Annotated in this window: 3 protein-coding genes; 1 reads left to right on the forward strand and 2 read right to left on the reverse strand. The window is 37.2% G+C overall.

Annotated elements, in window-relative coordinates; all coding sequences use genetic code 11:
* Together ABYK33_RS15335 and ABYK33_RS15340 are read right to left on the reverse strand one after the other, a co-directional pair.
* A partial coding sequence (locus ABYK33_RS15335) for a hypothetical protein (RefSeq protein WP_373034192.1) occupies window positions 1–335 on the reverse strand: 335 nt, incomplete at its 3' end.
* Between the two features lie 20 nt (window positions 336–355).
* A complete protein-coding gene (locus tag ABYK33_RS15340; RefSeq protein ID WP_373034193.1) occupies window positions 356–1,201 on the reverse strand; it encodes a transposase in 846 nt (281 codons plus the stop codon).
* A gap of 127 nt (window positions 1,202–1,328) precedes the next feature.
* Between ABYK33_RS15340 and ABYK33_RS15345 the strand changes: the two genes are divergently transcribed.
* Window positions 1,329–2,303, forward strand: a complete 975-nt coding sequence (locus ABYK33_RS15345) for a hypothetical protein (protein WP_373034194.1) — start codon at window positions 1,329–1,331, stop codon at window positions 2,301–2,303.
* The last annotated feature ends 243 nt before the right edge of the window (window positions 2,304–2,546 follow it).

Below are 2,546 nucleotides of genomic sequence, written 5' to 3' on the forward strand. Positions count from 1 at the left end.
AAAAGGTCATATTCTGTATATGTAGAGTTATTACTGGTAATGGTATAGTTTGCTTTGATTATCAAAGGTTTTCCTGCCGGTATTTTTGCCACCCGGCTTGGTGTATCACTATCCGTTTCGATCACACCTAAAAACTCATCTTTATCACACCCTTTGCTAAAGTCAGTTATAAAGGCGTAATAGTCATCAGTAAAAATCAATGTTTTACTTTTTGGTACCAACTGCAATGTCGCATAATCATTTGACTTTGTATCCACATAGGGTTTAGCACCACACCCTGAAAACAATATCCCGATTCCGACAAATGCGATTAGCAAACTTAAATTTTTTTTCATAAAAATCCTCCTTAAGAAATTTATAATAACAGTTTATAAATTAAGTTTCCATTACCCTTTAATGAATCATTTGTAATTACACCCCAGAGGTTGAATCTCCACTTTTCACTTTTGACGACTTTAGAGATGAGCGATTTCGAAAGATTTAGATAGTCTGCGATGTCTGCCTGGATGTATCCGTCGAGATAGGCATTGACTATCGCTGCGTTCCTTTCTTGTTTACTCTGAACATTATAAAAATGTTCTTCAAATGCTATGGAACAGCTCACCCTAAAGCCCTCGTCGGTTTTCTCTATTTTTTCCTGCTGCATTTTTTTGAGAACGTTCATCTCTTCTTCTGACATCGGCACATCCAGCAGCTCCGTGAGTGTTTGTATGTCGAATTCTTTTATAAGGATCGATGCTTTGGAACAGGGATGGTACGCTTTGGCATTTAAAAAGCATGCCGCCAAGGTAAAAGGGTATTCTCCTACTCTTACACATATGCCTGCTTCAACAGGGTTATTCTCTATATAGCGTATAAGTGTATAGAGATACGCTTCGGATGTTATGTATTTGGATTTGTAACGATCTTGCCAGAGGTGACCACTTCGTTGGTAGCGTTTATTGAAGTACTGAGCGTAATTGGCATTGGCGATGCGCATGCAGGTAGTGAGATTCTCTTTACTTGTTTCGATTAGCAGATGGTAATGGTTGTCCATAAGACAGTAATCATGAAGCGTTACATGATGTATTTGTGCCGTTTTATTAAAGATCTTTAAAAACATCTCTTTGTCTGTCGAGGTGTTAAAAACATCGCAACGGTTTACCCCTCTGTTAATGATGTGATGGTAACCCGCCAGATCTATTCGTGGACGTGTAGGCATGCAATCTCCTGTCACAAATAAAATAGATTACAATGATTTTAAACTACTATAGGTATACTATTCCGCATTGACATAAAAGTGGAGATGCAACCCCTGAGGTGTAATTTAATTGCTAAAAGGTTTAGATGTGAAATTAATTTATTGGGGAAAAGATAATGCATATGAGGCTGACAAATATGCACGTCCATTTGAAGAAAGAATTCTTAAAGGTGATCCAACAGTAGATATCCTCACTTATAACAAAAATAATCCATATGAGATTGCTCGTAGAAAAAGACTTTCTGATCATGAGTATGAATTTAGTCCTTACCCTGATCCCATGGAAGTAGGATCGGATAGATTAAAGCGTTATTTGGAATTGACAGCTGATACCCCAGGAATGGAGTTTCTTTTTAATGAGGTTAAACTCACCGCAATAGAACAAAAAGAGGTAGCGCTTTTTAGTGTTAAAGGTGTCAAACAGATGCCTTTTGACAACGATGCCCTAGATGAAAGAATTGAATATATTACAAATGAACAATTTGCCAACCCTAATGATCCTTATCCCATAGTAATCCCTAAAAAATTTATAGTCAAATCTCTCAATATTAAAACAAATCGTTTTGTATTTTACGGGACGTGGATCAATGCCTGTGCGATGAATAAAACCGTAGCGACATATTTGCAAGAAAGCGGTTTACGTGGATTTGATCTTCTACCCGTAGAGAAAAGAAAAGGTCAATGTGTTGATAATCATTTCTTTTTGCATATTCCAAACCTCATGCCACCTGCTTTTCAAGATTGTACTAGGGAGGAAGGCATTGAAGATGAGTGTAAGTATTTGGGGATCAAAGGATGTGCAAGCTATACCAAAGAGGCTGTAGAACAAGCTTTGGATTTTAATTATTCACGGGAGGCAGTTGGTCCGACTTATTGTATGGGAGAGATTGTCGTCAGTAAACAGTTTGTTGAACTATACAAAGAGAAAAAATTACGAGATATGAAAATACAACCTATTTTTACAATAGGAAGCGATTTATATAACGAGTATATTGAACAATATATGGCTTTTGAAAAGATGATCAAAGAGTATCATCCAAATAATAAGATTGTTGTGCTTTAAAATTTAGGGTCGGGTGACAACCCACTACTTTGCTCTGTTGCTAAAATTACATCCTAGTGGTTACATCTCTACTTTCTTTGATTTTGGAAATAAGGGGTATAAATAGAATTTAGGTGTCAATTCGGTGCCAATCCCTTTTCAGAAACTCAGCTATAATAAACGCACTAATGGGCATAAACAGGCAGAAACCGCAAGGTCTCTACACCTCTCTCCCGCTGCTGCCTCTAAGGTTTTTAGAGGTGT

The organism is Sulfurovum sp. (genome assembly GCF_041562805.1).
GTDB lineage: Bacteria > Campylobacterota > Campylobacteria > Campylobacterales > Sulfurovaceae > Sulfurovum.